Origin of the sequence: Streptomyces sp. NPDC058663 (assembly GCF_042716745.1) — a bacterium.
Classification (GTDB): Bacteria; Actinomycetota; Actinomycetes; order Streptomycetales; family Streptomycetaceae; genus Streptomyces.
In genome coordinates this window covers 1-21,247 of record NZ_JBHXRV010000017.1, presented here as the reverse complement: position 1 = coordinate 21,247, position 21,247 = coordinate 1, and the positions used below count along the sequence as shown (strand labels likewise).

At 71.1% G+C, this 21,247-nt stretch carries 21 protein-coding genes; 8 read left to right on the top strand and 13 right to left on the bottom strand.

Annotation, left to right across the window (positions count from 1 at the left end; translation table 11 throughout):
- Positions 1 to 157 precede the first annotated feature (157 nt).
- Genes ACFWVV_RS14815 through ACFWVV_RS14805 form a run of 3 tightly spaced genes read right to left on the bottom strand, consistent with a single transcriptional unit; the run spans position 158 to position 2,159 of the window.
- Positions 158 to 910, bottom strand: a complete 753-nt coding sequence (locus ACFWVV_RS14815; RefSeq protein WP_384353759.1) for an SDR family NAD(P)-dependent oxidoreductase — start codon at positions 908 to 910, stop codon at positions 158 to 160.
- Complete coding sequence (locus ACFWVV_RS14810; protein WP_384353761.1) at positions 907 to 1,893, bottom strand: 3-oxoacyl-ACP synthase III family protein; 987 nt, start codon at positions 1,891 to 1,893, stop codon at positions 907 to 909. The genes ACFWVV_RS14815 and ACFWVV_RS14810 overlap by 4 nt, the downstream gene beginning before the upstream one ends.
- A gap of 11 nt (positions 1,894 to 1,904) precedes the next feature.
- Positions 1,905 to 2,159 (bottom strand): hypothetical protein, encoded by a 255-nt coding sequence (locus ACFWVV_RS14805; RefSeq protein ID WP_384353763.1) that lies wholly within the window; start codon positions 2,157 to 2,159, stop codon positions 1,905 to 1,907.
- A gap of 211 nt (positions 2,160 to 2,370) precedes the next feature.
- Between ACFWVV_RS14805 and ACFWVV_RS14800 the strand changes: the two genes are divergently transcribed.
- The 6 genes from ACFWVV_RS14800 to ACFWVV_RS14775 all read left to right on the top strand — a co-directional run bounded on the left by ACFWVV_RS14800 (position 2,371) and on the right by ACFWVV_RS14775 (position 8,653).
- The gene (locus tag ACFWVV_RS14800) at positions 2,371 to 3,267 is read left to right on the top strand and encodes a class I SAM-dependent methyltransferase (RefSeq protein WP_384353765.1); all 897 of its coding nucleotides are present in this window, start codon (positions 2,371 to 2,373) and stop codon (positions 3,265 to 3,267) included.
- 10 nt (positions 3,268 to 3,277) lie between these two features.
- On the top strand, positions 3,278 to 4,831 hold the full coding sequence (locus ACFWVV_RS14795; protein ID WP_384353767.1) for a flavin-containing monooxygenase: 1,554 nt from the start codon (positions 3,278 to 3,280) through the stop codon (positions 4,829 to 4,831).
- 37 nt (positions 4,832 to 4,868) lie between these two features.
- Positions 4,869 to 6,410, top strand: a complete 1,542-nt coding sequence (locus ACFWVV_RS14790; protein ID WP_384353769.1) for an FAD-binding protein — start codon at positions 4,869 to 4,871, stop codon at positions 6,408 to 6,410.
- 79 nt (positions 6,411 to 6,489) lie between these two features.
- Positions 6,490 to 6,963: an SRPBCC family protein gene (locus ACFWVV_RS14785; RefSeq protein WP_384353771.1), complete on the top strand. Its 474-nt coding sequence runs from the start codon at positions 6,490 to 6,492 to the stop codon at positions 6,961 to 6,963.
- Positions 6,960 to 7,796 (top strand): alpha/beta fold hydrolase, encoded by an 837-nt coding sequence (locus ACFWVV_RS14780; RefSeq protein WP_384353773.1) that lies wholly within the window; start codon positions 6,960 to 6,962, stop codon positions 7,794 to 7,796. The genes ACFWVV_RS14785 and ACFWVV_RS14780 overlap by 4 nt, the downstream gene beginning before the upstream one ends.
- A complete protein-coding gene (locus ACFWVV_RS14775; RefSeq protein WP_384353775.1) occupies positions 7,793 to 8,653 on the top strand; it encodes a 4'-phosphopantetheinyl transferase in 861 nt (286 codons plus the stop codon). Before ACFWVV_RS14780 ends, ACFWVV_RS14775 begins: the two co-directional genes overlap by 4 nt.
- Here ACFWVV_RS14775 and ACFWVV_RS14770 read toward each other — a convergent pair.
- The 4 genes from ACFWVV_RS14770 to ACFWVV_RS14755 form a co-directional block, all read right to left on the bottom strand.
- Complete coding sequence (locus tag ACFWVV_RS14770) at positions 8,625 to 9,632, bottom strand: AraC family transcriptional regulator (protein ID WP_384353777.1); 1,008 nt, start codon at positions 9,630 to 9,632, stop codon at positions 8,625 to 8,627. The two genes, ACFWVV_RS14775 and ACFWVV_RS14770, sit on opposite strands and share 29 nt — an antisense overlap.
- A 119-nt stretch (positions 9,633 to 9,751) precedes the next feature.
- The gene (locus ACFWVV_RS14765; protein WP_384353779.1) at positions 9,752 to 10,294 is read right to left on the bottom strand and encodes a DUF1772 domain-containing protein; all 543 of its coding nucleotides are present in this window, start codon (positions 10,292 to 10,294) and stop codon (positions 9,752 to 9,754) included.
- Positions 10,291 to 10,926, bottom strand: a complete 636-nt coding sequence (locus ACFWVV_RS14760) for a hemerythrin domain-containing protein (RefSeq protein ID WP_384353781.1) — start codon at positions 10,924 to 10,926, stop codon at positions 10,291 to 10,293. Before ACFWVV_RS14760 ends, ACFWVV_RS14765 begins: the two co-directional genes overlap by 4 nt.
- Positions 10,927 to 11,069: 143 nt before the next feature.
- A complete protein-coding gene (locus ACFWVV_RS14755) occupies positions 11,070 to 11,897 on the bottom strand; it encodes an NAD(P)H-binding protein (protein ID WP_384353783.1) in 828 nt (275 codons plus the stop codon).
- A gap of 347 nt (positions 11,898 to 12,244) precedes the next feature.
- Here ACFWVV_RS14755 and ACFWVV_RS14750 point away from each other — a divergent pair, with 347 nt between their 5' ends.
- Entirely contained in the window at positions 12,245 to 13,240 is a 996-nt protein-coding gene (locus ACFWVV_RS14750) for an AMP-binding protein (protein ID WP_384353785.1), read from the top strand.
- 79 nt (positions 13,241 to 13,319) lie between these two features.
- On the opposite strand, the gene ACFWVV_RS14745 is transcribed toward ACFWVV_RS14750, so the two are convergent.
- Positions 13,320 to 14,132: an SDR family NAD(P)-dependent oxidoreductase gene (locus tag ACFWVV_RS14745; RefSeq protein ID WP_384353787.1), complete on the bottom strand. Its 813-nt coding sequence runs from the start codon at positions 14,130 to 14,132 to the stop codon at positions 13,320 to 13,322.
- A 229-nt stretch (positions 14,133 to 14,361) separates the two neighbouring features.
- Positions 14,362 to 15,696, bottom strand: coding sequence for an NADP-specific glutamate dehydrogenase (gene gdhA / locus ACFWVV_RS14740; protein ID WP_384353799.1), 1,335 nt, complete (start codon positions 15,694 to 15,696; stop codon positions 14,362 to 14,364).
- A 289-nt stretch (positions 15,697 to 15,985) separates the two neighbouring features.
- Here gdhA and ACFWVV_RS14735 point away from each other — a divergent pair, with 289 nt between their 5' ends.
- Entirely contained in the window at positions 15,986 to 16,489 is a 504-nt protein-coding gene (locus tag ACFWVV_RS14735; RefSeq protein WP_384353789.1) for a DUF1772 domain-containing protein, read from the top strand.
- 77 nt (positions 16,490 to 16,566) lie between these two features.
- On the opposite strand, the gene ACFWVV_RS14730 is transcribed toward ACFWVV_RS14735, so the two are convergent.
- The 4 genes from ACFWVV_RS14730 to ACFWVV_RS14715 all read right to left on the bottom strand — a co-directional run.
- Entirely contained in the window at positions 16,567 to 17,235 is a 669-nt protein-coding gene (locus ACFWVV_RS14730) for a DUF1772 domain-containing protein (protein WP_384353791.1), read from the bottom strand.
- A gap of 216 nt (positions 17,236 to 17,451) precedes the next feature.
- A complete protein-coding gene (gene ahcY, locus ACFWVV_RS14725; protein ID WP_384353793.1) occupies positions 17,452 to 18,852 on the bottom strand; it encodes an adenosylhomocysteinase in 1,401 nt (466 codons plus the stop codon).
- Between the two features lie 222 nt (positions 18,853 to 19,074).
- Entirely contained in the window at positions 19,075 to 19,986 is a 912-nt protein-coding gene (gene metF / locus ACFWVV_RS14720) for a methylenetetrahydrofolate reductase [NAD(P)H] (RefSeq protein WP_384353801.1), read from the bottom strand.
- Positions 19,987 to 20,091: 105 nt separating this feature from the next.
- On the bottom strand, positions 20,092 to 21,247 hold a 1,156-nt coding region (locus ACFWVV_RS14715; RefSeq protein WP_384353795.1), incomplete at its 5' end, for a vitamin B12 dependent-methionine synthase activation domain-containing protein.

The following is a 21,247-nucleotide window of genomic DNA, read 5'->3' as shown; positions in this document are numbered from 1 at the left end:
CCGCCGCCGGAGAGGATCCGGCGGCGGCTTTTGACGCGTACGGCCCGCACAGCACGCACGCGGCGCGCGGCCCGCACCAGCACGCGCGCACGGTACGAACCCCGGCCGCTACGGGGGGATGGCGCGGCCGGGGCCCGGTACGAGGGGAGGCGGGGCGTCAGGTGATGGACACACCGCTGTCGATCGAGACGACCTGTCCCGTCATGCAGTCCTGGTCCAGGAACAGGCCCGCACTGCGGGCCACTTCCTCCACCGTGACGAAGCGCGGGATGGGCGCCTTGTCCTCCATGCCCTCGATGACGCGGTCGGGGAGGTCCTGCGTCATCCCGGTGATCATGAATCCGGGTGAGAGCGCGTTCACGGTCACACCCCGGCGCCCGCATTCGGACGCGAGGGTGCGGGTGAAGCCGATCAGCCCCGCCTTGGAGGCGGAGTACGCCGTCTGCCCGGCCGTCGCGATGATGCCGGACGGGGAGACGATGTTGAGCACCCGGCCCCACCGCTTGCGCAGCATGTACGGCACGGTGGCGCGGGCGGTGTGGAAGGAGCCGATCAGGTTGGTCTGGATGACCTGGGCCCAGTCGGCCGGGTTCTGCATGGCCATCAGGCCGTCCTTGCGGATGGCCCCGTTGTTGACCAGGACGTCCACCGCGCCGAGCTCGTCGGTGATGGTGGCGTACATGCCCTGCACGGCCTCCCAGGAGCCGACGTCCCCGGTGACCAGCACCGAGGGGTTGGTCAGCTTCTCCTGGAGCGCGGCCGCGGCGTCCCGCGAGCTGTTGTAGTGCACCGCGACCCGGCAGCCCAGGGAGTCCAGCTCAAGGGCGAGGGCCTGGCCGAGGCCGCCCGAGGCGCCGGTGACGAGCGCGACCGGGGATTCCGGCCGCTGACCTGCACTGTTCTTGCTCATGCGGCGACACCGCCCCATTCCAGAAGGATCGAACCCCATGTCATACCGGCACCGAAGCCGGCCAGCAGGACCTTGTCGCCGGACTTGATGCGGCCTTCCTCCAGCGCCTCGGTGAGCGCGATGGGGATCGACGCGGACGCCGTGTTCCCGTACTTCTGGAGGTTGGTGATCAGCGCTTCCTGGCGCAGCCCGGTGTGCGACAGGATCGAGTTGATGATCCGGATGTTGGCCTGGTGCGGGACGACGTGGTCGATGTCCGCCGCGTCGACCTTGGCGCTCTCCAGCGTCTCGCGCACGGTGCGGACCGTGTAGCGCACGGCGTTGAGGTAGATCTCGTTGCCGTTGATCTGCGCGTAGTGCAGGCCGGCCGCCACCGTTTCGGCGGTGGTCGGCATGCGGCTGCCGCCTGCCAGGACCTTGAGGGAGCCGGCGCAGGAGCCGTCTGCGCCGAGGTTCCAGGCCTTGACCCGGTTCTCCGGGCCCGCCTGCAGGACGACCGCGCCCGCGCCGTCGCCGACGAGGATGGAGAGGTCCCGGTCCTCGGGGTTGGCGGTGAGGGTGTGGGTGTCGGAGCCGATCAGCAGGATCGGCCGGGGATCGATGGCGATGAGCGCCATCGCGGACACCAGGCCGTAGACGAAGCCCGCGCACTCGGAGTTCACGTCGTGCGCGCTCCCCGAGATGCCCAGTTCGTGGTGGACGAACGCGGACGTCGCGGGGGACGGCTGCTCGGGCGTCGCCGTGGCGACGATGAGGTGGGCGATGTCGTCGCCGGTCAGACCGGCCTTCTCCAGCGCCCGCCGGCCGGCCTCGACGGCCAGCGAGGCGGTCGTCTGCCCCGGGTCCACCGCTCGCCGCTCACGGATGCCGCAGCGGCTGACCACCCAGTGCTCGTCGACGCCGAAGCGTTCGGCGAGCTCCGCGCTGGTGACGACGCGTTCGGGTACGGACATGCCCCACCCGGTGATGTCGAAGCCGGACACAGGCCCCTCGCCTACGCGTTCGCCGGGACGAGCGCCACGATCTTCGCGTACACGTCACGCAGCGTGGTGGTGTCGTCGAGGTCGGCGAAGAGCGACTCGTCGGCCGGAATGTGCGGGTACTGGTTCTGGAAGCCGTACAGCCACTCCATCAGGTCCAGCGAGTCGACGTCCGCGATGTGCTGGAGCGGGGCGTCGGGGCTGACCTCTGCGGCACCGGAAACGGCCTCGAGCTGGCTGGCCAGTTCTTCGATGGTGGGCAGCGACATGGGTCGGTCCTCTCTCGGCGGTGCGTCCTTATTTACCGATGCGATGAAAACTCCGCCCCCGCAAGGAAGTCGCAAGACGGACCCGGAGAGTTCCCTTCCCTGCCCGGCGGGCCGCCCGGCGGCCGTATTGCGCATTCCTTGCGGGGCATCCGGTTTCCTCGGACGCGAATTGAAGGAATGTGCTGGCCCGCCGGACAGGAATGAGGATCAGATGACAACGGTCGCGCCCAAGTCGGTGGACCCGGAAGTCGATGCGATCAGGCACCACTACGAAGTCAGCAATGACTTGTACCGGCTGATCCTGGGTCCCTCGATGATGTATTCCGGCGGTTACTGGGAGGCCGGCGAGGACCTGGTCGCCGCTCTCGATGCGGCCCAGTACCGCAAGCTGGACAAGTTCGCCGAGCTGGCGAACGTACGGCCCGGCGGTGCCAAGCGGGTGCTCGACATCGGCTGCGGCTGGGGCACCATGATCAACCGGGTGACCACCGTGCACGGTGCGGAGGCCGCGGTCGGTCTGACGCTCTCCCGTACGCAGGAAGCCTTCAACGACGCGCTGAACAACCCGCGGATCAAGACGCTGGTGCAGAGCTGGGCGGACTACAAGGTCGCGGACGACAGCGAGAAGTACGACGCCGCGTTCTGCATCAACGCCCTGGAGCACTTCGTCTCCTCGAACCTGCCGCCGAAGGAGCGCACCAAGCGCTACCGCTTCTTCTTCCAGCAGATCGCGAACGCCCTGAACCCGGGCGCCAAGTTCGTGCTGCACACCATGACCGCCGAGGCGCTGCCGATGAACCGGGCGCTCCTGGACGACCTGAAGTTCCTGCAGCGCTCGGAGTTCGAGGGCTGCCACATCCCGCACCTGCACGAGCTGACGGCCGCCGCCGAGGGTCTCTTCGAGATCGACGAGATCGTCAACGAGCGCGAGTCGTTCGCGATGGCCTGCCGCGCCTGGCTGGTCCTGCTGGCCGAGCGCCGCGACGAGGCCGTGGCCATGGAGGGCGAAGAGGTCGTCGCCCGCTTCGAACGCTACCTCGACATCTTCGCGTACACGCTCGAGGACAAGTTCTTCAACAACTTCCGCGTCACCATCACGCGCCGCTGAGGAGGCTGACGTGACGAGCATTCTCGAACCGGCCAAGGACGGCGGCGCACGCACCACCGCCGCCGCAGCCCCCGGCGGCCGCGGCCCGACCCGGCACCTGCGGGTCGCGGTCATCGGCACCGGTTTCTCGGGCCTGGGCACCGCCGTGCGGCTGCTGCAGTCCGGCATCGACGACTTCCTGGTGTTCGAACGGGCCGACGAGGTCGGCGGCACCTGGCGCGACAACGACTACCCGGGTGCCGCGTGCGACGTCATGTCACACCTCTACTCGTTCTCCTTCGCCAGGAACCCGAACTGGAAGTCCACCTTCGCCAAGCGCGACGAGCTGTACGACTACCTGCGCAACGTCGCCGACCGCTTCGGGGTCCGCCCGCACATCCGCTTCGGGCACGAGCTGATCGCCGCCCGCTGGGTGCAGGACGAACGCCACTGGAAGGTCGAGACCTCCCAGGGCGACTACACCGCCCAGTTCCTGGTCACCGGCACCGGCTACCTGAGCGAGCCGTCCGTGCCCGACATCAAGGGGCTCGCGGACTTCGAGGGCAAGATCTTCCACTCCTCGAAGTGGGACCACGACCACGACCTGAAGGGCCGCCGCGTCGCCGTCATCGGTACGGGCGCCTCGGCGATCCAGTTCGTGCCCAAGATCCAGCCCGAGGTTGCACACCTGGACCTCTACCAGCGCACCCCCGCCTGGATCGGCCCCAAGACCGACAAGCCCAACAGCGCGCGGCACACCGCGATGCTGCGCTCGCTGCCCGGCTACCAGGGCTTCAGGCGCAACTTCAACAAGTGGGGCCGTGAGGTCCTTGCCTTCGCCTGGGCCCGCCCCAAGGTCGCCGGCAAGGTGCAGAAGATGGCCAGCGACCATCTGAAGAAGTCGGTGCCCGACGAGGCGCTGCGCGCCAAGCTGACACCCGACTACGTGGTGGCCTGCAAGCGGCTGCTCTTCTCCAACACCTGGTACCCGGCGATCCAGCAGCCCAACGTGGACCTGGTCACCGACGGCATCCAGGAGGTCCGGGCGAAGTCGATCGTGGGCAGGGACGGGGTCGAGCGCGAAATCGACACCATCATCCTGGGCACCGGCTTCGCGGCCACCGACCGCCCTGTCGCGCGCCGGATCTGGGGCCGCGACGGCGTGCAGCTGCGCGAGGCGTGGAAGGACGGCATGTCCGCCCACCGCGGCACCACCGTCGCCGGCTTTCCCAACCTCTTCATGCTGCTGGGCCCCAACACGGCGCTGGGGCACTCCTCGCAGACCGTGATGATCGAGGCGCAGATCGGCTACGTCCTGGACGCGCTCAAGAAGACCGAGCAGCGGGGGCTGGCCAGCGTCGAGGTCAGGCCGCAGGCGCAGGAGGCGTACAACAAGACGCTCGACAGCCGGATCGAGGGTTCCGTCTGGACCGACTGCCAGAGCTGGTACCAGGACGCAGGCGGCCGCAACTCGTCGATCTGGCCGACGTACACCTGGCGCTTCCGCGCCGGGACCAAGCGCTTCGACCTGAGCGAGTACCAGCTCGCCTCGCAGGTGCGCACCGGCACGCAGGTGCCTCAGTAGGACCGAGCAGGCCACGGGAATCGGGAGACGTACGAAGATGAGCATGCCCCCAAGAACAGTTGCCCGCACCGCCGCGGGCAGGGCGCCGGAGCCGTCCCGGCGCAGGATCCTCGGTGCCGCGGCGGCCACCGCCGTCGCGGTGATCGGCTGGAACTCCGTCGGCCAGTCGTGGGCCACGGCCGCCGAGGCCGCCGGCAACGCCGCCGTCGTCCCGGTGCCGACGCTGGACGGCACCCTGGAGACGTCGCCCGCCGTGGTCGAGTCCTTCGCCCACGACTTCGGCCACTTCTTCGACGGTGGCGCCAACAAGCCGTGGGCCGTGCTGCGGCCCGGCAGCGTCAACGACATCGTCAAGATCGTCAAGTACGCCCGCGCCAACAACATCAAGATCGCCGTCAACGGTCAGGGCGGCACCGGCAACGACATCGAGTCGCACTCGGTGTACGGCCAGGCACGGGTGCCCGGCGGCATCTCCGTCGACGCCAGCGGCCTGAGGAAGATCTGCTCCTTCGGCAACAGCGTCGTCCAGGTCGAGGCCGGAGTCACCTGGGCCCAGGTCACCGACGCCGCGCTCAAGCTCGGCAAGACCCCGCCCGCGCTCCCCGACTACCTGCACCTGTCGATCGGCGGCACGCTGAGCGTCGGCGGCATCGGCGGCACCGTCCACCGGTACGGGCTGATGGTCGACAACGTCGAGTCCCTGGACATCGTCACGGGTGACGGCAACCTGGTCACCGCCTCGCGGTCGGTCCGCACCGACCTGTTCCACGCGGCCCTGGCGGGCGCCGGCCAGGTCGGCATCATCGTCCGGGTCAAGGTCAAGCTGGTGCCCGCGCCCAAGCGCGCGGTCATCTTCACGCTCTACTACGCCGACCTGGCGACGTACCTCAAGGACTCCGAGAAGCTCCTGGCCGAGGGCCGCTTCCCGGTGAACGCGGGCGAGATGGTGCGGACCCCCGACGGCTCGGGCTGGCGCTACAAGATGGAGGCCGGCGCCACCTACAACACGACGCCGCCGGACCGCGCGAAGCTGCTGGCGGGCCTGAGCGACCTGCGGGCCGAGGCGGTCATCGAGGACCGGACGTTCCGGGACTACATGTTCCGGCTCGACGCGTACGAGGTGTACCTCAAGGAGACCGGCCACTGGTACACGCCCAAGCCGTGGCTGAGCATGTTCCTGCCCGGCTCGAAGACCAAGGCGTTCATGGAGCTGGCGGAGAAGGAGCTGGGCGGCGATTCGCTGGGCGGCGGGTTCCTGCTCTTCTACCCATACTACACCTCGAAGATCAAGGCACCGCTGGCGGTCCAGCCCAACGAGTCCGTCGGCTACCTCTTCGACCTGCTCCGCTTCCCCAACCCGGGTGACCCCAACGTCCAGGCGATGCTGGAGCAGAACCGCAAGCTGTACGACATCGCGGTGAGCATGGGCGCCAAGCGCTACCTGGTGGGCTCCATCCCCGGCATGACGACGGCCGACTGGCAGGCCCACTACGGCAACCGCTGGGCGGGCTTCGTGAACGCCAAGAAGAAGTACGACCCCGGCAACATCTTCACCCCCGGCCAGGGCATCTTCGCCTGACGGCCCGTCGGACCGGGCGGCGGGGGCGGGGCACGCGCCCCCGCCCCCGCCGCCTTTTCCCTTATCTCGGAGGCTTCGGATGACCACGTACGACCTGATCGACGAGGCGGTGATCGACGCCCCGGCGGACGCCGTCTGGGAGGCGCTCGTCTCGGAGTTCCGCGGCGCCAAGCAGTGGTGGGTGCCCGCCAACACCTTCCACGCGGTCTCCGGCGAGCCCGACGAGGTGGGTGGGAGGACCGGGGTGACCGTGCACACCAAGGGCGCCGACAAGGGCGGCCTCAAGCTGCGCTTCACCTCGCGGACGGTGGCGGTCGAGCCGGGCCGCCGGCTCGACATCGAGTACGTCGACGGGGTGTTCCGCGGGCCGAGCACCTTCCGTCTGGAGCCGCTGGCCGACGGCCGCACCCGGCTCTCGATGCACTTCACCGGCAGCCCGCACGGCTGGCTGAAGATCCTCGCCAAGGTCGCCGACCTGGGCGCCGAGCACTCCAGGGGCACGCTCGCCGCCTTCGACTCGCTGAACCGGCGGCTGTCGGCGGTGGCCAAGTGACCACCATCCCCGAACTGACCCACGAGCTGACGGTACGCACCGACGACGGTGCGGAACTGGCCGTCACGGTCCTGACGCCGCTGGCCGGACGGACGGCGGGCGCCGACGTGGTCCTGGTGCACGGCTGGGCCCACACCCGCCGGACCTGGGGCACCGTCGCGGACCGGCTGATCCGGGCCGGGCACCGCGTGGTGCTGTACGACCAGCGCGGCCACGGCGCCTCCACCCTGGGCCGTACCCCCGTCTCGGTCGAGCGCCTGGGCGCGGACCTGGCGGCGGTGCTGGCCGAGACGGGCGCCCGCGAATCGGTGCTGGTCGGCCACTCGGGCGGCGGGTTCGCCGCCCTGGCGTATGCGGCGTCCTCGCCGTCCGCCGGGCGCCTGAAGGGACTTGTGCTGCTGGGCACGGCCGCGCACGGCCAGGACACCCCGGACAGCGAGGTCAAGATGATGGGCGGCGCCCCCTTCTCGTGGGCGCTGCGCCGCGGCCCGCTGGGCCGCAAGCTGCTCGGCTCCACCATGGGCAAGGGCGTCGACCCGGTGGTGCGCGACGTCAACCGCCAGATGTTCGCGGCGACGGCGCCCCGGGTGCGGGCGGACTTCTTCCGGTGCACCCGCGGCTGGGACGTGCGCGAGGCGCTGAAGAAGCTGACCGTCCCCGCGGTGGTCCTGCACGGCACGGCGGACAAGGTGATCGGCATCAGCCTGGCCGAGACCCTCGCCCGGGTGCTGCCCGGGGCCCGCTTCGAGCGCATCGAGGGCGCGGGCCACATGCTGCCCCTGGAGCACCCCTCGGCGGCCGTGTCGGCGGTGGCCGAACTCACCTCGCGATGAGCGGTGGCCGGACACTGCCGGCGCCGGGCGCGGGCCCGGTGCTTCCCGCCACGGGCGGCGGCGGCCCCCGTCCCGCGGCGGCCGGACTCCGGGCCCGCCCGGTGGCCGCCGGCACCCGCACCCCCCTCGCGGCGGCCGGGCCTGCGGGCTCCCGCGCCGCCGGGCTGATCGGGCGGATCCTCCCCGCGGGCGTCACGTCGTCGGAGGCCTTCGACGACGCGGCGCCCGCCCCGCTGTTCCTCTCCGAGGCGGCCCTGATGGCGGGCCGCCGCGCGCGCAGGCGCCACCAGTTCGCGACGGCCCGCACCTGTGCGCGGCGCTGTCTGTCCGAGCTGGGCCGCTCCCCCGCCCCGCTGCTCCCGGGCCCCGGCGGCGCACCCCGGTGGCCGCAGGGGGTGGTCGGCAGCATCACCCACTGCGAGGGCTACCGGGGTGCGGTCGCCGCGTCCGCCGGCCGGTACGCCGCCCTGGGCGTCGACGCGGAGCCCGTGGGCCCGCTGCCCAAGGGCGTCCTCGGACTGATCACCTCGCCCGCGGAGCGCGTGCGGCTGGCGGAGCTGGCGGCGGCGGACCCCTCGGTGCCGTGGGAGAAGGTCCTGTTCTCCGCCAAGGAGGCGGTGTACAAGGCGTGGTACCCGGCGACCGGCATCTGGCTGGGCTTCCGCGACGCCACGCTCACGCTCTTCCCCGGGGGCACCTTCTCCGCCGTCCTGCGCCCGCCGCGGGCGGCCCCCGTCGACCCCGTCTACGAGGGCCGCTGGCTGACCGCCGACGGCCTGGTCCTGACGGCGGTGGCCCGCCGGGCCGATGCCCGCCGGGTGCTGCCCCTCAGGCCCCCCGCGGCTTCGGCAGGATGACGGTGCGGGGCTCCGGCGGGATCTCGCGCGGCCCGGACGGCGCGGTGCCCGACCGGTACTCCTGCGGGCTGAGACCCCGTACCCGCTTGAAGGCCGTGGACAGGGCGAACGCCGAGCCGTAACCCACCCGCGCGGCCACCGACGCCACCGTGGAGTCGGGTTCGCGCAGCAGGTCGGCGGCCAGGGCGAGCCGCCAGCCCGTCAGGTACGCCATCGGCGGCTCGCCGACCAGTTCGGTGAAGCGGCGGGCGAGGGAGGCCCGGGAGACGCCCACCTTGAGGGCGAGTTCCTCCACGGTCCAGCCGTGGGCGGGGTTCTCGTGCAGCAGTCGCAGCGCGGGGCCCACCACCGGGTCGCTCTGCGAGCGGTACCAGGCGGGGGCGCCGCTGCCCGGGTCGGCGAGCCAGGTGCGCAGGACGCCGATCAGCAGCAGGTCCAGGAGCCGGTCCAGGACGATCTCCTGCCCCGGTTCGTCGCGGGACATCTCGGTGGCGAGCAGCTGGATCAGGGTGCCGTCGGCGCCCTCGGAGGGGCGTACCAGCAGGGTCGGCAGGGCGCTCAGCAGCCGGCGGCCGATCTCGCTGGGGGCCTGGTAGGTGCCGCTCAGCATCACCGCGGAGCCCCTCTCCTGGAAGGCGGCGCCCCAGGTCCGCACCCCCAGCGCCATGGACTCCGTGACGTCCTCGCCGTCCTGGGTGTTGCACCGCTGCTGGGGGCCCACCGTGATCTGGACCGGGGTGTGGGGGGAGTCGGCGACGGTGTACGGGTCGGGGCCGCGCAGCACGGCCACGTCGCCGGGCCGGATCGCGGCGGGCGTGCCGCGGTCGGGAATCAGCCAGGCGTCGCCGTGCGCCATCGTCACGACGGAGATCGGGGCGTGGTCCTCGACCCGCAGCGACCAGGGCGGGTTGAACACGGACTTCAGGAGGAAGGCGCCACGTGCTTTGGGGCCTTCCAGCAGGCCGGTCAGAGTGTCCATCCGTTCATCCTCTCCGGGATTGCCGTGCTCCGGACCGGGCTCGTACCGAAAAGCGCCCGTCCCTGCCCTGGGGGAGAGGGCAGGGACGGGCGCTGCTTCGGGGGGCGGCCGCGGCGTGATTACGCCGCCGACGCCCGGCCGTGCAGGGTCAGTGCGCGGCCCAGTGCCGCCAGGGCGGCCGTGCAGGCCACCGTGCGGATCAGGTTGCCGCCGGCCCAGCGGGTGCCGAAGCGCGAACGGGCGGCACTCAGGTCGCTTCCTGCGCGGGCCAGTTGGTTGTTCAGCGGGATGTTGACGACCGCGGTCACCACGAGCGAGAGCCCGTAGAGCGCGAACGCCGTCCAGCCCCAGCGGGCCGCGTCGGGGCGTCCGCCGCGCTGCTGCTGCACGGCGGCGATCCCGGTGGCGAGGAAGGCGCCGAGGAAGAGCAGGCCGAACAGGCCGTTGTCGATGGCCTCGTTGATGTTGCGCATCGCGGTCACGTACGTCTGGTCGTCGCCTCGGCCGAGGCCCGGCATCACGGAGACGTCGAACGCGAAGTAGAGGCCGGCCATCAGGCCGGTGCCCACCGTCGCGGCCACCAGGGTCACGGACTGGGTGGTGGTGCCGGCTGCCGCGCCGCTCACCACGTCGGCGGCCGGGCCTGTCACTGTGCTGGTCATGTCAGGATCCCCTTCAGGGTGCGTTCGTACCGCCTGCGCAGCACGGTGGCGCCGATCAGCCGGACCGGGGGCGGGATGGTGGACGAGACGTGCGCCACCGAGGTCCGGTCGGCGCCGTCGAACATCCAGGGCTGGAGGTACGTCATCACGCGCCGGGGGGCGCTGGAGACGACCTTGCGCTCCTCGGCGAGGTAGGCGCGCTCGCCCAGCCGGTCGAAGACCGGGAAGACGACCTGCTCCTCGTCGCGCAGGTGGTCGTGCAGGACGTGCTCGAAGTGCGCGGCGGCCTGGACGAGTCCGGCACCGCCCTGCGTCACGGCCGTGGAGACCGCGGCCATGGCACGGTCCAGCTCCTCGTGGTCGTCGTGCAGTTCACGGGCCTGGGCGTCGAAGTCGGCGTCACGGCGGCGCAGTCCGGGCCACAGGACGTCGTCCTCGCTGGTGTGGTGCCATTCGATGACTTCGCGCAGGCGTTGCCACCACTCGTTGCCGGTGCCCCGCCAGTGGGGAGCCGCCGCGCGCAGGCGCGCCGCGTCGCGCCGCATGGCGATGTGCATCAGGGCGAAACCGTGGAAGTGCGGGGGGAGGGAGTGCGTTCCCTGTTCGCTGGACCAGGTTTTCGGAGTGGGCATCGGACAGCGCCTCCTGCCGGGTTGGTGCGATTGCGGCGGTACGTGGTGGGTGCCCCGGTACCGGCGGGCGGCGGCCGTACCAGAGTCGCCGCCCGAACCGGTCGGGGTCCCGCGTGGTGCCGTACTGCCGTGCTGCTTCGGTGTCAGACGTTCCAGACGCCCGTCGCCGCGGCGTCGCGGGCGAAGTCGGCGAAGTCCTTGGGCTTGCGGCCCAGGGCCTCCTCCACACCGTGCACGAGGTGCGCGTTGCGGCCGTCCAGGATCATGGTGAACAGGTCGGCGAACTCCTCGGGGAGGTTGTTCTCCTTGAGGACCGCGCGGTACTGCTCGTTGGTGACCGGGATGAACTTGATGTCGCGGCCGGTGGCCTTGGACAGTTCGGCGGCCACGTCGCTGTAGCTGAGCAGACGCGGTCCGGAGACCTCGTACAGCTTGCCGATGTGCTTGTCGTCGGTGAGCGCGGCCACCACGACGTCGGCGATGTCGTCGGCGTCGACGAAGGCCTCGACGGCGTTGCCGGTCGGCAGGGCGATCTCGCCGGACAGCACGGGCTCCAGGAAGAAGCTCTCGTTGAAGTTCTGGTTGAACCAGCTGGCGCGCACGACGGTCCAGTCGGCACCGGACGCCTTGAGCTTGTCCTCGGCGACCTCGGCGGCTTCCTCACCGCGGCCGGAGAGCAGCACCAGGCGGCGGGCGCCGGCGGCGACGGCCTTCTTGGAGAAGGCACCGACCAGCTCGTCGGCGCCGGGGAAGGCGAGGTCGGGGTAGAAGGTGACGTACACCCGGTCGACGCCCTCCAGGGCGGCGTCCCAGGTGGCGGGCTCGTGCCAGTCGAAGGCCGGCTCGCCGGTGCGCGAACCGATCCGGACCTGACGGCCCTGCGCGGAGAGCTTCTCGGCAACGCGACGGCCGGTCTTGCCGGTTCCACCGATGACGAGGGTGATCTGCGTGTTCTGCGCGTTCTGAGTCATGAGTACAGTCAAGTCCAGTCTCGCGAGACGGGCCATAGCCACAAAGCTCAGTTCCATACGCGTCCGTCCAAGGACACGCGGTGGTGGGGAGTGCGGCTGCGGCAAGGGCCCGAGAAGCGTGGCATCTGCGGGCGGGTCGTGTCACAGCCTCTCCAGCGGCTCTGGACCCTGCCTGGACCGGCTCTCGAGTCCGCCTGGAGTACGTTCAGGTGCCGTGCGTCCCCACGCGCCGTCCGACAGCAACTCCCTTACATACAGCCAGACTTGAGCGGCACTCCGGTGGTACGCGACACCATCGTCCCTCGGGAAGCACCGTCCCGAACCGACCCGAGGGCCCGGGAGGCCGCATGAACCCCGCTCCTGAGCATCCGGAGCTCGACCCGCTCTCCGACGACCTGGCTTCTCTGCTCGGCCGGATCGGGCTCGACCCGGCCGGTGAGCGCCTGGAGCGGCGGCACCGGATCGACCTGCGCTTCGCGGCCGTGGCCGCCCGTCACCCGGACCGGGTCGCCGCCCAGGACACCGAGGACCGGGTCACGTACCTCGACCTGGAGCTGCTGGCCGACGACCTGGCGCGCCGCCTCGCCGGGCGTACCGGACCCGGCCGTGCGGTGGCCGTACGGGCCGGGCGGTCCTGCACGGCGGTGGGCGCGGTGCTCGGCGTGCTGCGCGCGGGCGCGGCCGTCCTGCCGCTGGAGCCCGCGCACCCCTGGGGCCTCCAGGAGTTCCTGATGCGGGACGCGGGCGCCTCGCTGGTCGTCTCGGACAGCGGACTGCTGGGCGACGAGGTCCCGTTCGCGAAGGTGGGCCGCTTCGTCATCGGCACCCGCCCCACCCCCTCGGCCCCCCGCGAACTCCCCCGGGACACGGCCTTCGTGTCCCTCCCCGCCGCCGGTACGGATCCCGGCCGGGCGGCGGCGGTACGGCCGGCCTCGCACCTGGACGTGCTGTCCTGGCTGGACGCGGCCCTGCCGATGCTGGACGCCGGACCCGACGACGTGTGGACGTCCTTCCACTCCCTGACCCTCGACCTCGGCATGCGGGAGATGTGGGGCCCGCTGCTCTCCGGCGGCCGCGCGGTCGTCGTCGACCGCGCCACGGCCGCGGACGCGCCCGCCTTCGCCCGGCTGCTGGCGGCGGAACGGATCACCGTCCTCACCCAGCTCCCCTCCGCCTTCGCCCGCCTCACGGCCGCCACCCACGGCGCCTCCCTCCCGTCACTGCGCCACGTCCTGCTCTCGCACGAGCCGGTGGACGCGGCGGCGGTCACGGCGTGGCAGGCCACGGGCGCAGCCCCGCAGGCCGTCCTGCGGGACGTGTGGAGGACGCCGACGGTGCTGTGAGCCGCTCGCGCCCCCGTACACGGAAGGAGCCCCGGCCGCCGTATCCCGGCCGGGGCTCCTTCCGTGTACGGGAGGCTGCTCAGAAGTTCCCCAGACCGCCGCACACGTTGAGGGCCTGGGCGGTGATGGAGGCCGCGAGGTCGGTGGTCAAGTAGCCGACCAGGCCTGCGACTTCCTCCGGGGTGGAGTAGCGGCCGAGCGGGATCTTCGCCTCGAACTGCTCCTGGACGTACTCCTCCGTGGTGTCCCACGCCTGCGCGTACCCGCTGCGTACGCGGGCGGCCATCGGGGTCTCGACGTAGCCGGGGCAGACCGCGTTGACGGTGACGCCGGTCGGGGCGAGCTCCTTGCCGAGGGCCTTGGTGAGGCCCACCACGGCGTGCTTGGACGCCGTGTAGGGGGCGCCGAGGAGTACGCCCTGCTTGCCGGCGGTGGAGGCGATGTTGATGATGCGGCCCCAGTCGGCGGTGGCCAGACCGCCCGCGTTGAGGGCCTCGCGGGTCAGCAGGAAGACGCTGTGCAGATTGGTGTCGATGACCTCGTGCCACAGCTCGTCGGTGATGTCGGCGGTGGCGCCGCCGCCGCTGCGGCCCGCGTTGTTGACCAGGATGCCGAGAGGGGCGCCGTAGGTGGCGACGGCCGCCCCGACCAGCGCCTGGACCGCCGTACGGTCGGTGACGTCGGCCGCCATGCCCTCCACGCACAGGCCTTCGGCACGCAGGTCCTCCACCGTCTGCTTGACCGCGCTCTCGGTGCGTGCGCACAGGAACACCCGGTGGCCGCGGGCCCCCAGATCCCGGGCTATCGCCAGCCCGATGCCGCTGGTGGCCCCTGTGACCAGGGCCACCGGGCTCTCCGGAGCCCTGCCCGTCCCCATCGCCGTCACCGTCATCGCGGTCCCCCTCCGTCGCTCGCACAGACGTGCTGCCCGTACGGACGTGGCGCCCGTGCGGACCTCCCGACTCTGACAAGGACGGCTCGGAACGCGGCAGGACACGGGTGGAGCGGGGAGCCGCCCGCCCACACCTCCCTCGTACTCGTACTCGTACCGGGCGTAGATGAGCCCGGCTGCCCGCACCAGGGGGGCGGTCGCCGGGCTCGTGAAAGGCCGGGCTGGAAGGTCAGATGACGCCCTGTGCCAGCATCGCGTCCGCGACCCGTTCGAAGCCCGCGATGTTGGCGCCGGTGACGTAGTCGCCCGGGGCGCCGTAGCGGGCGGCGGTTTCGTAGGAGACGGCGTGGATCGAGCGCATGATGGCGGCCAGCTCCTCCTCGACGCGGGCGGCGCTCCAGGCGGACCGGCCCGCGTTCTGGCTCATTTCCAGGGCGCTGACGGCGACTCCGCCCGCGTTGGCCGCCTTTCCGGGGCCGAAGGCGACGCCGGCCTCCTGGAGGATGCGTACGGCGTCGGGGGTGGTGGGCATGTTGGCGCCCTCCGAGACCGCGCGGACCCCGTTGCGCACCAGGGTCAGGGCGTCGGGTGCGGTCAGTTCGTTCTGGGTGGCGGAGGGGAAGGCCACGTCCGCGGGGACGTCCCAGACCCGGCCGCCCGGCACGTAGCGGGCGCTGGCGCCGCGGCGCTGTGCGTACTCGCTGACCCGGCCGCGTTCGACCTCCTTGATCTGCTGGAGGAGCGCGAGGTCGATGCCCTTGTCGTCGACGACGTACCCCTGCGAGTCGGAGGCGGTCAGCGGGTTGGCGCCGAGCTGCTGGAGCTTCTCGATGGTGTACTGCGCGACGTTGCCGGAACCGGAGACGACGGCGGTGAGGCCCTCCAGGGACGCCCCGCGCTGCCCCAGCATCTCGGCGGCGAACAGCACGCTGCCGTAGCCGGTGGCCTGCGGGCGGATCGCGGAGCCGCCCCAGCCCTGGCCCTTGCCGGTCAGCACGCCGGCCTCCCAGCGGTTGGTGATGCGCCGGTACTGGCCGAAGAGGTAGCCGATCTCGCGTCCGCCGACGCCGATGTCACCGGCGGGGACGTCCGTGTACTCGCCGATGTGGCGGTGCAGTTCGGTCATGAAGGACTGGCAGAAGCGCATCACCTCGGACTGGGACCTGCCGCGCGGGTCGAAGTCGCTGCCGCCCTTGCCGCCGCCTATGCCGAGCCCGGTCAGCGCGTTCTTGAAGACCTGTTCGAAGCCCAGGAACTTCACCACGCCGATGTCGACGGAGGGGTGGAAGCGCAGGCCGCCCTTGTACGGGCCGAGCGCGCTGTTGAACTCGACGCGGTAGCCCCGGTTGACCTGTACGTGGCCCCGGTCGTCCTGCCACGGCACCCGGAAGACGATCTGCCGTTCCGGCTCGGTCAGCCGCTCCACGAGGGCGGCGGCGGGCTCCGCGTACTCCGGGCGCGCCTCGAAGACGGGCGCCAGGGTGTCCAGGACCTCCCGCACCGCCTGGTGGAACTCGGGCTGGGCGGGGTTGCGGCGCTCGATGTCCGCGCGCAGCGCGTCCAGCCGCTGCCGGGAGCCGGTGGGGGCGGCGGGGGACTTCGGGGTCTCGGAGGCCTTCACGGGCAGTTCCTCTCCTCGGGTGGGTACGGAGTCCGTGCCCGTCCCCGTCCTGGTGGCGGCCACTTTCGCCCGTACTGCTCAAGGGCCTCTGGAAGCCCGCTCGAGCTCGCCGCGACGCACGGCCCGACCACCATAGGATCACGGCGCGTTGACGTGAGGATGACCCTTCCTTGGGGTGCCATTTGCCCGCCAATGACCCGTTCCGTCCACGACCACGCAGGGGGACCCCACCGTGGAGACCGCACGTCTGGCCTCGCTCATCGCCGCGATCAGCACCATGGGACTGGTCAGCGGCCTGTTCTACGGTTTCTCCGTGTCCGTGCTGCCGGCGCTGCGGCGCTCCCAGGACGACCGTGGTGTCATCGACGTCATGCAGCGCATCAACGTGGCCATCCTCAACGGGTGGTTCGTGCTCGGCTACATCGGCGCGTTCCTCTTCACGGCGGTGGCCCTCGCCCTGCACGTCCCCTCGGACGGCCGCGACGTCCTGCCGCCGCTGATCGCCGCGCTGTTCTGCTACCTCGTCTCCATGGGCGTCACCAACAAGGTGAACATCCCGCTGAACAACGCGCTGGAGAAGGCCGGCCCGGTGGCCCGCATCCCCGACCCGAGAGCGGTACGGCGCGCGTTCGAGGCCCCGTGGGCGCGGGCCAACGTGTGGCGGACCCTGCTGTGCACGGCCGCGGTGGGCTTCCTGGCCTGGGCCCTGGTGCTCAACGGCGGCCTCGCCGCCTGACCCCTGCCGAACGGGTGGCGGGACCCGCCCGGGAGAGGGGCGGGCCCGGGGTTGCGTCAGCGGGTGGCGCGCCCTTATCAGCGGGTGGCGCGCCCGTAGAGGACCAGCGCGCGGGCAAGCACGGTCAGGGCTGCCGTGCACAGCAGCGTGCGCAGGATGTTGGTGGTGACCCAGGTGGTCCTGAACTTCTCCACGATCGAGAAGTCGGTGAGCTCGGCCGCGCTGCCCGCCCTGGCCAGTTCGTTGTTGAGCGGGATGTTCACCGTGAAGGTGATCATGAGGACGACGAAGTAGAGGGCGGCGGCGACACCCACCCAGAGCGCGACCTTGCGGTGGCCCTTGCGCAGTTCGACCACCGCCGAGGCCACCGCGACGAGCAGGGCGCACACGAAGGCCATGCCGAACAGGCCGTTGCCGTCGATGCTGGCGTTGAAGTGCTGCATCGCCGTGACGTACGTACGGTTGTCGCTGTCCGCGAGGCCCGGCATGACGGAGACGTCGAAGGCGAAGAACACTCCGGCCATCAGGCCCATGAGGACGGTCGGGACGAGGATCAGCGCCGTCGAGAGTTTGGTGCTCCCCGTGGCGGGAGCCGCCGGGGCGTTGCTCCCCCGGCCGGCCTGCCCGTACCCCTGCTGCGGGAACCCGGGCGCCTGCCCCTGGGGGTACCCGTGGGGTGGCCCGGGCTGCTGCGGCGGGGGGAAGTTGCCGGTGTGGTGCGGGCTCCCGGTCGGGGGGTGGCTCATGGCTGCGTCCTCATCTGAGTGGTCGGAGTACTGCTTGCCCATGGCACGGACATCCGATCGTGGCACTCCCCCGATGCCGTGCCGCGGGCTCTCGAACCGTCCTTGAGCGAAGTTTTAGGGCCGTCGGCCCGATCCGGCCGCCCGCCCCGGGAAGACCGCCCCCGGTCACGGCCGCCCGTCTCGTTCACGGGCGGCCGGTGCTGCGCTTCCCGTACGTCAGTAGCGGTAGTGGTCCGGCTTGTACGGGCCGCCCGCGTCGACCCCGATGTACGCGGCCTGCTCGGGGCGCAGCGTGGTGAGCTTGACGCCGAGGGCGTCGAGGTGGAGGCGGGCGACCTTCTCGTCGAGGTGCTTGGGCAGCACGTAGACGTCGGTCGGGTACTCCTCCGGCTTGGTGAAGAGCTCGATCTGGGCCAGCGTCTGGTCCGCGAACGAGTTGGACATCACGAAGGACGGGTGCCCGGTCGCGTTGCCCAGGTTGAGCAGACGGCCTTCGGACAGCACGATCAGGACCTTGCCGTCGGGGAACGTCCAGGTGTGGACCTGCGGCTTGACCTCGTCCTTGACGATGCCCTCGATCTTCGCCAGTCCGGCCATGTCGATCTCGTTGTCGAAGTGACCGATGTTCCCGATGATCGCCTGGTGCTTCATCCTGGCCATGTCGGCGGCCATGATGATGTCCTTGTTGCCGGTGGTCGTGATGAAGATGTCGGCGCTCTCCACCACCTCGTCGAGGGTGGTGACCTGGTAGCCGTCCATCGCGGCCTGGAGCGCGCAGATCGGGTCGATCTCGGTGATGATCACCCGGGCGCCCTGGCCGCGCAGCGACTCCGCGCAGCCCTTGCCGACGTCGCCGTAGCCGAAGACGACCGCGGTCTTGCCGCCGATGAGGACGTCGGTGGCGCGGTTGATGCCGTCGATGAGGGAGTGGCGGCAGCCGTACTTGTTGTCGAACTTCGACTTGGTGACGGCGTCGTTCACGTTGATGGCCGGGAAGAGCAGCTGGCCGTCGCGGTGCATCTCGTACAGGCGGTGGACACCGGTGGTGGTCTCCTCGGTCACGCCGCGGATCCCGGCGGCCAGGGCCGGCCAGTCGAGACCGGACTGGGCCAGGAGGGACAGGACGAGCGCCATCTCCTCGTTGTCGGCGGTCGACGGGTCGGGCACGGCGCCGGCCTTGGCGTACTCGACGCCCTTGTGCACGAGGAGGGTCGCGTCGCCGCCGTCGTCGAGGATCATGTTCGGTCCTGCGTGTCCGGGCCAGGTCAGCGCCTGCTCCGTGCACCACCAGTACTCCTGAAGCGTCTCGCCCTTCCAGGCGAAGACCGGGATGCCGGCGGCGGCTATCGCGGCGGCGGCGTGGTCCTGCGTGGAGTAGATGTTGCAGGACACCCAGCGCACCTCGGCGCCGAGGGCGACCAGGGTCTCGATGAGTACGGCCGTCTGGATCGTCATGTGCAGCGAGCCGGTGATGCGGGCGCCGGCCAGCGGCTTCGTGGCGGCGTACTCGCGGCGGATCGACATCAGACCGGGCATCTCGTGCTCGGCCAGGGTGATCTCCTTGCGGCCGAAAGCGGCCAGGGAGAGGTCGGCGACCTTGAAGTCGGTGAAGTCCATAGCGGGGCTGCTCCGTAAAGGTTCGTCAGAGGTGACTGGGACGAGGGCTGGGGTGGGTACGAGGGCCGGTGCGCACACCGGGGCCGGTACGCACGTCGGGGTCGGTGCGCACACCGGGGCCGGTACGCACGTCGGGGTCGGTGCGCACACCGGGGCCGGTACTCACACCCGGGCGGGCACGAGAGCCGGCGCCCGGGTGTGCGGGCCGGAACTGTTGCCGTGTCAGGCCTGCTGCGCGGGCCGCGGCTGCGGCCCCACGTTCAGGTTCTGGTGGATCTCCAGCGTCGCGGTCGACTTGTTGAGGGTGATGTAGTGCAGACCCGGCGCTCCCTCGGCGAGCAGCCGCTGCGACATGGCGGTGGCGTACTCGACGCCGATCCGGTGGCCGTCGGCCGGGTTGTCCTGCGCCGCTTCCAGCCGCTGCGCGAGGGCGTCGGGGAAGCGTGCGTCGCTCAGTTCGGAGAAGCGCCGGATCTGGCGGAAGTCGGTCGCCGGCATGATCTCGGGGATGACCGGGGTCAGACACCCCACCGACAGGAGCCGGTCGCGCAGCCGCAGGTAGTCCTCCACGTGGAAGAACATCTGCGTGATCGCGTAGTCGGCCCCCGCCTTGCACTTGGCGGCGAAGTGCCGGATGTCCTCGGTCCAGCCCGGCGAGCGCGGGTGCCGCTCGGGGAAAGCGGCCACACCCACGCTGAAGTCTCCCAACTCCCGGATCATGCTGACCAGTTCATGGGCGTGCCGGAAACCGTCGGGGTGCGGGGTCCACTCGCCGCGCGGGTCGCCCGGCGGGTCGCCGCGCAGGGCGAGTACGTCCCGGATGCCCGCGTCGGCGTACTGGCCGATGATCTGGCGCAGCTCGGCGCGCGAGTGCCCGACGGCGGTGAGGTGCGCGACCGGGCGCAGGGTGGTCTCGGCGGCGATCCGCTTGGTGACCTCCACGGTGCGGTCGCGCGACGATCCCCCCGCCCCGTACGTGACCGAGACAAAGGAGGGTGCGTACGCCTCGATACGGCGGATCGCGTTCCACAGTGTCCGCTCGCCCGCCGCGGTCTTGGGCGGGAAGAATTCGAAGGAGTACGAGCGCCGTCCGCTGGACAGCACTTCGCGCACGGTGGGGCGTGGGTTCGGCAGGGCGCTCGGCGCTGCGGCGGGCTGCGGGCGGGCCGGGGCCGGTGCCGCGCGTTCGGCGAAGACAGCTGTCAAGGGACCGTTCCTTCCGGTGTCGGCGGCCCGGTCTCAACGGGCGTTGAAGTACGTGGCCGCGGGGTGGTGGATGACGATCGCGTCGGTGGACTGTTCCGGGTGGAGCTGGAACTCCTCGGAGAGGTGGACGCCGATCCGCTCGGGCTGGAGCAGGTCGGCGATCTTGGCGCGGTCCTCCAGGTTGGGGCAGGCGCCGTAGCCGAGCGAGAAGCGGGCGCCGCGGTACTTCAGGTCGAACATGTCCTCGACCTTGGCCGGGTCCTCGCCGGCGAAGCCGAGTTCGGAGCGGACCCGGGCGTGCCAGTACTCGGCGAGGGCTTCGGCCAGCTGGACGGACAGGCCGTGCAGTTCGAGGTAGTCGCGGTAGGAGTTGGCCTCGAAGAGCTTGGCGGTCTCCTCACCGATCTTCGAGCCGACCGTGACGACCTGGAGGCCGACCACGTCGACCTCACCGGACTCCTCGGGGCGGAAGAAGTCCGCCAGGCACAGCCTGCGGCCGCCGCGCTGCCGGGGGAAGGTGAACCGGGTGCGTTCCAGTCCCTGCTCGTCCAGCAGGATCAGGTCGTCGCCCTTGGACACGCACGGGAAGTAGCCGTAGACGACGGCCGCCTCCAGCAGGTTCTCGGTGTGCAGCCTGTCCAGCAGGCCGCGCAGCCGGGTCCTGCCCTCGCGCTCCACGAGTTCCTCGTACGTGGCGCCTCCCGCGCGCGCCTGCTTGAGCCCCCACTGCCCCTTGAACAGCGCGCCCTCGTCCAGCCAGGAGGCGTACTCCTTCAGCGGGATGCCCTTGACGACCCGGGTGCCCCGGAACGGCGGCGTGGGTACGGGATTGTCGGTGGCGGTATCCGAGCGGACCGAGCCCTCCTCCTCGGGACGCTCCTCGATCTGCGCCACGGCGGCGGGGCGGACCCTGCGCTGCTTCAGGGGCGGCAGTTCGACGCCGGGGACCCCGCGCTTGACGCCCATCAGTGCGTCCATCAGGCGCAGCCCCTCGAAGGCGTCGCGCGCGTAGCGCACCTCCCCGTCGTAGATCTCGTGCAGGTCCTGCTCCACGTACGCCCTGGTCAGGGCGGCGCCGCCGAGGATGACCGGGTAGTCGGCGGCCATCTTGCGCTGGTTGAGCTCCTGCAGGTTCTCCTTCATGATCACCGTGGACTTGACCAGCAGACCCGACATGCCGATGACGTCG

Bases quoted from the DNA above. Each gene is read 5' to 3' on its own strand.
- ACFWVV_RS14815 (WP_384353759.1), bottom strand. From the start codon at position 910: ATGAGCAAGAACAGTGCAGGTCAGCGGCCGGAATCCCCGGTCGCGCTC.
- ACFWVV_RS14805 (WP_384353763.1), bottom strand. From the start codon at position 2,159: ATGTCGCTGCCCACCATCGAAGAACTGGCCAGCCAGCTCGAGGCCGTT.
- ACFWVV_RS14800 (WP_384353765.1), top strand. From the start codon at position 2,371: ATGACAACGGTCGCGCCCAAGTCGGTGGACCCGGAAGTCGATGCGATC.
- ACFWVV_RS14790 (WP_384353769.1), top strand. From the start codon at position 4,869: ATGAGCATGCCCCCAAGAACAGTTGCCCGCACCGCCGCGGGCAGGGCG.
- ACFWVV_RS14785 (WP_384353771.1), top strand. From the start codon at position 6,490: ATGACCACGTACGACCTGATCGACGAGGCGGTGATCGACGCCCCGGCG.
- ACFWVV_RS14775 (WP_384353775.1), top strand. From the start codon at position 7,793: ATGAGCGGTGGCCGGACACTGCCGGCGCCGGGCGCGGGCCCGGTGCTT.
- ACFWVV_RS14770 (WP_384353777.1), bottom strand. From the start codon at position 9,632: ATGGACACTCTGACCGGCCTGCTGGAAGGCCCCAAAGCACGTGGCGCC.
- ACFWVV_RS14765 (WP_384353779.1), bottom strand. From the start codon at position 10,294: ATGACCAGCACAGTGACAGGCCCGGCCGCCGACGTGGTGAGCGGCGCG.
- ACFWVV_RS14760 (WP_384353781.1), bottom strand. From the start codon at position 10,926: ATGCCCACTCCGAAAACCTGGTCCAGCGAACAGGGAACGCACTCCCTC.
- ACFWVV_RS14755 (WP_384353783.1), bottom strand. From the start codon at position 11,897: ATGACTCAGAACGCGCAGAACACGCAGATCACCCTCGTCATCGGTGGA.
- ACFWVV_RS14750 (WP_384353785.1), top strand. From the start codon at position 12,245: ATGAACCCCGCTCCTGAGCATCCGGAGCTCGACCCGCTCTCCGACGAC.
- ACFWVV_RS14745 (WP_384353787.1), bottom strand. From the start codon at position 14,132: ATGACGGTGACGGCGATGGGGACGGGCAGGGCTCCGGAGAGCCCGGTG.
- ACFWVV_RS14730 (WP_384353791.1), bottom strand. From the start codon at position 17,235: ATGAGCCACCCCCCGACCGGGAGCCCGCACCACACCGGCAACTTCCCC.
- ahcY (WP_384353793.1), bottom strand. From the start codon at position 18,852: ATGGACTTCACCGACTTCAAGGTCGCCGACCTCTCCCTGGCCGCTTTC.